The sequence below is a fragment of the Nodularia sp. LEGE 04288 genome (assembly GCF_963896525.1).
Lineage (GTDB): Bacteria > Cyanobacteriota > Cyanobacteriia > Cyanobacteriales > Nostocaceae > Nodularia.
The window spans coordinates 1-7192 of record NZ_CAWQOY010000046.1 but is presented as its reverse complement, the minus strand read 5'-3'; the positions used below and the strand labels follow the sequence as shown (position 1 = coordinate 7192).

The 7192-nt window shown below is 41.9% G+C and carries 8 protein-coding genes; 3 read left to right on the top strand and 5 right to left on the bottom strand.

Annotation, left to right across the window (positions count from 1 at the left end):
• Positions 1-14: 14 nt before the first annotated feature.
• The 3 genes from AACX33_RS04045 to AACX33_RS04035 all read right to left on the bottom strand — a co-directional run bounded on the left by AACX33_RS04045 (position 15) and on the right by AACX33_RS04035 (position 2073).
• Positions 15-863 (bottom strand): DNA-formamidopyrimidine glycosylase, encoded by an 849-nt coding sequence (locus tag AACX33_RS04045; RefSeq protein ID WP_194001681.1) that lies wholly within the window; start codon positions 861-863, stop codon positions 15-17.
• Between the two features lie 159 nt (positions 864-1022).
• A complete protein-coding gene (locus AACX33_RS04040) occupies positions 1023-1235 on the bottom strand; it encodes a photosystem I reaction center subunit IV (protein ID WP_194001679.1) in 213 nt (70 codons plus the stop codon).
• A gap of 253 nt (positions 1236-1488) precedes the next feature.
• The gene (locus tag AACX33_RS04035; RefSeq protein ID WP_194001678.1) at positions 1489-2073 is read right to left on the bottom strand and encodes a PAP/fibrillin family protein; all 585 of its coding nucleotides are present in this window, start codon (positions 2071-2073) and stop codon (positions 1489-1491) included.
• Positions 2074-2315: 242 nt separating this feature from the next.
• Between AACX33_RS04035 and AACX33_RS04030 the strand changes: the two genes are divergently transcribed.
• Positions 2316-2552 (top strand): DUF3134 domain-containing protein, encoded by a 237-nt coding sequence (locus AACX33_RS04030; protein WP_194001676.1) that lies wholly within the window; start codon positions 2316-2318, stop codon positions 2550-2552.
• A gap of 141 nt (positions 2553-2693) precedes the next feature.
• Positions 2694-3791, top strand: a complete 1098-nt coding sequence (mraY, locus tag AACX33_RS04025) for a phospho-N-acetylmuramoyl-pentapeptide-transferase (RefSeq protein WP_194001674.1) — start codon at positions 2694-2696, stop codon at positions 3789-3791.
• A gap of 223 nt (positions 3792-4014) precedes the next feature.
• Here the strand turns inward: mraY and AACX33_RS04020 are convergent, their stop codons facing one another.
• Positions 4015-4518 (bottom strand): molybdenum cofactor synthesis domain-containing protein, encoded by a 504-nt coding sequence (locus AACX33_RS04020; protein ID WP_194001936.1) that lies wholly within the window; start codon positions 4516-4518, stop codon positions 4015-4017.
• A 74-nt stretch (positions 4519-4592) separates the two neighbouring features.
• Positions 4593-4931: a photosystem II reaction center protein Psb28 gene (psb28, locus tag AACX33_RS04015; RefSeq protein WP_194001672.1), complete on the bottom strand. Its 339-nt coding sequence runs from the start codon at positions 4929-4931 to the stop codon at positions 4593-4595.
• A gap of 416 nt (positions 4932-5347) precedes the next feature.
• On the opposite strand from psb28, the gene AACX33_RS04010 reads away from it, so the two are divergent.
• On the top strand, positions 5348-6961 hold the full coding sequence (locus AACX33_RS04010) for an FkbM family methyltransferase (RefSeq protein ID WP_194001669.1): 1614 nt from the start codon (positions 5348-5350) through the stop codon (positions 6959-6961).
• Positions 6962-7192 lie beyond the last annotated feature (231 nt).

Below are 7192 nucleotides of genomic sequence, written 5' to 3'. Positions count from 1 at the left end.
ACCCCCCACTCCCCTCAACTCTGACACTGGGGGCAGAAGTGACTAGAACGCCCAGCTAATTTAATTCGCTGTATGGGAGTACTACAAACTCGGCAGGGTTCGCCAGTGCGGTTATATACCCAAGCAACACCACCATAATTACCGTTAACTCCTTGAACATTCAGGAAATTACTAAAAGTTGTCCCGCCAGCCGCAATGCTGGTTTCTAAGACTTGAATGATGGCTGTATGTAACCGCTCAATTTGCTGTAACTGCAAATCTAGACAGAGGGTTACTGGTAAAATCCCACTTTTAAACAGTGCTTCGTCAGCGTAAATATTACCTAATCCTGCCACGACTGACTGATCTAATAGTGCCGTTTTGATGGGACGACGGCGATTTTGCAATTTAGCAGCGAGATATTCAACGGTGAATTCGGGTGAAAATGGGTCTACTGCCAGTTTTGCTAAACCAGTAATGATAGTTTCTACTGCTACTCCTGGGGGAACCCACCACATTTGACCGAAGGTGCGCTGGTCAACAAAGCGTAATTCTTGCTGGTCTTTAAAGAATAATCTCACCCTGGTGTGCTTGTGTAATGGTTCATCTTCATGTACCCACAGTAGTTGACCAGTCATTCGCAGATGAACGCCCAGCCAGATGGGGGATGAAAGAGATGAAAGAGTAAGTTCAGCTAAAAGATATTTACCACGACGATGCCAAGAGGCGATCGCACTTCCGGTCATTTTAGGAATAAACTCATCAACAGAAAACGGGTAGGCGATGGTGCGCTTGTGCAACACATCTCCACCCGTAATTTCTTGATGCAGGGTCAATTGATTTAAACCCCTGCGGACTGTTTCGACTTCAGGCAGTTCAGGCATTTAAGCTGATAAAACGGACAAATTTTAGCTATTGGGGATTAAACACAGTCATTAGTCCTGAGTTTTGCTCCTCATCAGAGGCGGAGTATACACCCTCAACCACTAATGATTAGTGACTAATGACTAATGACTACTTTATCCCCTTTATGGCTTTGCCGCTTATTTTTTCGCCTTAGCTTTTGGTGCTTCTACTTCAACTAATTCGTCTATAGCAAAGTTATTGGTGTTGATACCAGAGTAATTGACCTTATCAAACCGGACAATTGCTGCGTATTTAATGCCGCTTTGGTCGATAGAAGCCACAGTGCCTACATCCTGAAACCAGTAGGATTCGGGGCGGAGAACACGTACTTTAGAACCACGTTGAACCATGAGTATCTTCCCTTTTAATTATTGATTGCCAATATATGGGGCTAATTGATTTCACTTTACATCCTCAAGGTCGCGCCTAGAGGCTTTGTTAAGTTATTTATCACCAGACCGTTATGCTCCCCCATTTGGCTGATCTCTTCCTTTCAGCACTTACTCATTTCAAACCCCAAATTTAAAATAGGTGTCAGACCCTCCTTGACAAATGCCCCATGATCGCTTAATTTCATTCGCAAATACATAAATTAAAGAAAATTTATGTTTTACTCAAAACAAACACACTACCCTCGTTACCCCTGCCTATTCGCAAATCGCTATCTATATAAGTAATGTCCAACCAGCCCTGCTGTTTATCACTGTTTAAGGGAGTATCAATGGCCGTAAATTTTTTACCAGCTTCAATTTCCTGGATAAAATTGGCGGGAGAACTGTAATCTATTAAACGTTTTAAACCAACTATCGAACGCTGAAATTTTACTTGGACACGTTTTTCTGAAACTGGTTCAAATTTGGCAGCTACGCTGACTAATCCTTCGAGATAAGGTAAGCCATAAATCTCGGCGATATTGTAAACGCTGGTGGTGTTGACCCGGATAGACTGATAAATTTGACCAAGTTTACATAAAGGGATGCGATCCAGGTTTAAAAGCGCCTTGCTGGTTGTGTATATTAACCGCCAATCACCATTGAGCAAATGACTTGCTTCTATGGGACGAGGGGTAGGATTAAAGTCTTCCAAATTGGCGATCGCCACTAAGATGGCCTGTTTTTCTGGTTCACTGGCTAGTAAACCGCGATTTGTCCCCGCGATCGCATCAATCAGATTTGCTTTGCCGATCATCGTCTCTTACCTCAAAAATCATTAGGGTTCATCCACCTTAAGTTGATATTAATCTTGTATGTATAGAGACTGACAAAACACGAAGAATCTATTCGGTAGTTGTCTTAGCACTATTAAATAAAATATTTCTGTCAGCTTACGGATTTATGAACCCAAGACTTGAATCAATAATTAAATTATCCCTTGTCAGTGATAGACTTCTTTATGTCTAGTTACATGAACCTTTTTGTGTTTTCGTAGATATGTTGAATTCTCCCTTAAGTGAAGAACCCCGCAACCAACGCGCCCCGGTAATTCCATTAAAGCCAGAGTCCTCTACGTTGGACTGGTTGGAATTTCAAGGTCGTCTCGTAGCGCGTCATGTTCAAGAAACCGAGTTTTCACTGCAAGCAACAGAAATATCAGAATTCTTGATTTCAGAAGACGGAATAGAGGATGACGATATGGATGATGACAGTGAGATGAGTCTAGACGATTGAGGCTGGGGACTAGTACCGCCGTGAAGTCAAAAGTCAAACAGCTTTTGAATTTCCAAAATGGATGTTGATTTTTTGGCTGCTGTACTAGGTAATCTCCATTAAATTGTGGAATTTTAGAAGTGTGGAGTGAAGGGAATTTTTGTGGACGCTAAATTATCTCCTAATGAAGGATCAAACGTTTCGGGTATTGGATTAGCTTCTGGTTTAGCCGCAGCGCTAAGTGTAGCAGCATTGATATTTGATTGGCTGGGCAATAGAACGCCCTGGCAAGGGATGTCACTGACTTTCCCATTCTTGCTGTGCGCCGTGAGTTCAGCTGCTATGGGTGTTGTGGTCATACCACTACTGCAAACACTGAAAACCGGGCAAATCATCCGCGAGGATGGCCCTCAAGCCCATTTAAAAAAAGCTGGTACACCCACAATGGGGGGTATATTCTTTGTCCCCGTAGCTGTGGCGATCGCCTGTATATTATCTAATTTTGCTCCAGAAGTGCTTGCCGTTGCCGCGTTAACTCTCAGCTATGGATTTGTAGGCTGGCTTGACGATTGGCAAATTCTGCGCCGCAAATCAAATAAAGGCATATCCCCGAAGATGAAACTGGCGTTGCAAATTGGATTTGCTGCCTTGTTCTGTCTATGGCTGATATCTACTCAAGATGCTCATATTACAAATATTGCTTTACCTTGGGTAAGCTTTACCCTGCCTTTAGGATTTTTATTCTGGCCTTTAGCTGGCTTTGTGCTAGTAGCAGAAAGTAATGCAACTAATTTAACTGACGGTATTGATGGTTTAGCAGCAGGAACCGTGGCGATCGCCTTACTAGCATTAGGTGCTGTCATCGCCCCAGCTTACCCTGGATTGATGGTTTTTTGTGCCGCATTAAGTGGCGGTTGCTTAGGTTTCTTAGCCCATAACCGCAACCCAGCCCGCGTATTCATGGGTGATACGGGTTCCTTGGCACTGGGAGGGGCTTTAGCGGCTGTGGCATTACTGACTAATAGTTTGGTAGCGCTGTTTATTCTCAGTGGGATCTTCTTTGTGGAAACCCTTTCTGTGATCGCGCAGGTAAGTTATTATAAAGCGACTAAAGGGCCTGATGGTAAAGGTAAGCGTTTATTGAAAATGGCTCCTCTACACCATCATCTGGAATTGACCGGCTGGTCAGAATTACAAGTGGTAGCAGTGTTTTATATTATCGCTGCCATTTTAGCTGTCATTTGTTTAGCGATCGCGTAGCACTCCGCAGAAATCGCACCTTTTTAAAATTTTTGAACTTTTGAAAAACTAATTTAAGAAACTAGAACCTCCGTATATACGGGGGTTTTTCTATGAATTGAAGCCCACCCCCAGCCCCTCCAGTGCAAGCAAGGCGCAGGCGCGAACCCAAAGACATCTGCACAAAACCCTCTCCTTGGTAAGGACAAGATTTGCTATGCAAAACCAGGGTGAGGTTTTTTCCCTACATCTGCATCTGACTCACCAAATGAGCCATTTCAGGCAAAATCAGCATTTCCATCCCCAATCGCACCGCATTACTAGAACCGGGAAGAGAGAAGATTAATTTATTTTGATAAACTCCAGCCACAGCGCGAGAGGCGATCGCACGTGAACCAATTTCTTGATAACTTAAAAATCGAAACAACTCCCCAAATCCGGGTAAAGTTTTCTCTAATAATTTCTCAATCGCATCATAGGTGGTATCTCTGGGAGCAATACCAGTACCACCATTGAATATGACTACATCTAAAGTCGTATTTTTACCCAAGAGTTCTATCTGTTCTTGAATCTGGGCTGGCTCATCTTTGATGATTTTGTATACTTCCACAACATGGTTAGCACCAATCAGCAATTGCTGGATGATCTGACCACTTTTATCAGTTTCTGGGTCACGAGTATCACTGACTGTCACAACAGCACAGGTGACGGTGTTTCCTGGCGAATCGGGGTGTGGTGGTGGTAACACGAGGATTTGGAGTATAGGGGAATGAGCAGGATGAGGGGAATGAGGGGGACAGTTCCCCATACCCCATGCCATATCTATTCAGCTTTGTTAAATCCCAAACCGTTTTGTTCGGCATACCGTTCCATGAAGCGCATAAAGCGATCCCATTCTTCGGCGGATTTCATCACATAAATTGCTTCTAGGCCTTCTGCTTTACCGTTGACAAATTTACCCTTAACTTCGCGGGTAACTATTTCGCCTTCTTCGTCAATCAGGTACATCCCGGTGACTTCTTCGGTGCTACCTTCTGCCAATATTTGGGGATTTGTAAAGATAAAGGTTGCTGTCCCACTGTCGCCAGTGCGCGATCGCGTCAGGCGGACTTCTGGAGTTACTTCTTCGTCAATACCTTTAGAAAACTGAATTTTGACCATGATCTGTGTATGTAAAATTTTGTAATTGTAATGCTTAACTTGTTATTCTCTCATTTTTTGGGAAATGCTGAAAACCCTGATATTTTTAGCTGGGATTGATAGACAATCTGGGTTTACAGCATAAATGAGTCGATAACGCAATAGATAAACTACAAAAATTTCCCTTGGCTTTTAATCAACAAAGAGCAAAAAAAGCCAATCTCCCACATTATCATCTATCTCTGCATTAAAGACGCTGAATTTTGCGTTGCAGCAGATACTACTAATTAGTCTTTTGGGGTCAGCCTTTAAAGTTTGTGTCAAAAATTTGTAGCCCAGATGTTAGTTTCTATGGGATAGTGGGTATCCTCTTTACTAGAGACTTGTTGGTAATTAAGTAATTACCGTATTTAGATACTTTATAACCTGGTTTAAAGATGAACTTTCTTCCTGTTGCGGATCATGTATATTTGCAATCTATTCAAAAATTAATTCCCTGCGTTCAAGCTGAGACGTTATCTAAGATTGCAGTCATTCTGGAAAACACTTCTTGGGATGATCCTCTGTCGTCGGTTGATTGGAATAACATAGCAGTAGTCGCTCTGACTGAAGCCGAACAGTGCGATGAAAATCTAGTTATGCGTTCAGTCTATCTGGAGATGGCTGTTGAAGCTCTGAATAATGGTCTAAACATAGATGGACATCCGATTTGTGCAGCACATCTGGCTTTAATTCACAGCATAATTGCTGAAAAATCAAAAGCAGTCAAGATATCATTTAACACTTTGATTAACACTATCCAGTCTGCTGATGTATCCTCTGAAAATCAAAGCAATTTTTTAATCTATATTTTTCCAGGGAACAATAAATTTTCCCAAAATGAGCAACAATGCTGGGAAGAAATTTTATTATCCCGCAATAGTTACCAACAAGCATTATTTTTACTAAATGACATAATCTGTCGCTCACAGATAGCCTTTTACACAGAGGTAAGTCGTCGGTTCTTACATCTAGCAGCTCAACTTTCACCAAATTCAGGCAATACTATTCTCAAACTGGGAATATCTAGTTTAATGGCTGGAGAACAAGAAGGACTTTTATATTTACATCAAGCTAGAAAGTTATTACCAGATTCTGCACCTATTCTGCAAGCACTTTACTTAGCTTATCGAAATTTCAAGCAGATACAAGTGGCAGAACATTGGCAAAAACTATCACGTCAATTTTATCAGTCAAATTCCCTGACTCCCCAATGGTGCTGGACACAATTACCTGGAAATAGTGCCTTTACTTATGTGCCTTTTGAAACTAATGTGATTATAGCTGTTGAGCCAACCTTGCGTAGTATTGTCACCAGTGTGTTAATTACCGAACAAGACTGGTTTGAAGATGAAATGGAGTTTTGGCGCAATAGTATTAAACCCGGTATGACGGTGATTGATATTGGTGCTAATGTCGGTGTATATACTTTTAGTGCTGCTGCAAAAGTAGGATCTGAGGGAAGAGTTTTCGCTGTTGAACCTTTCTCAGTTTGTGTGAGTTGTTTAGAAGAAACTTGTAGAATTAATCAATTTTCATGGGTCAAGGTTTGTGCAGGAGCCGCGAGCGATCGCAATGGTACAGTAAAATTATTACTACATTCTGCAAACGAACTTAATCAAGTGGTTTCCAGTGATGCAGCAGAACAAATGACTGGAAACGCTTTTGAAGAAGCAAGCTGTTTTACTTTAGATACTTTAATTGAGCAAGAAAACATTGAGCAAGTGGATTTTCTCAAAATAGATGCAGAAGGACATGAAATGGCTGTTCTGCTTGGTAGTGAGAAATTAATTACTGAGTTTGCACCAGTGATTTTGTATGAAAATATTGCAGGTAGCCAAGGTAGTAATATTGAGGTTGCACAGTATTTAAATAAAATAGGATATCAACTATTTCACTATCAACCTTACACACAGAAATTGATAGAAGTAAATTCTGATCGTGATTTTAAGCACCAGTTAAATTTTATTGCTTTACCACCAGAAAAAAGGTTCATGTTTGATGTTCTATAAACAGAATTTAACTGTAAATCCAGTTCCCCTCCTCGCTTGCGGTGAACCAGCGCTGTAGGCGGGTTTCCCACCGTAGGCGACTGGTGAACCCGAAGGGGGAGGGGCCTAGGGCGTGTTTTCAAACTGGTTGTATCCTAAGAAATAGGCGATCGCTTTTAGCGGGCGCTCCGCGCCATCGCCGGAGGCGGGGCTTTGCCCATCGCATTGTAGTGATGATGAATAGACCAGACT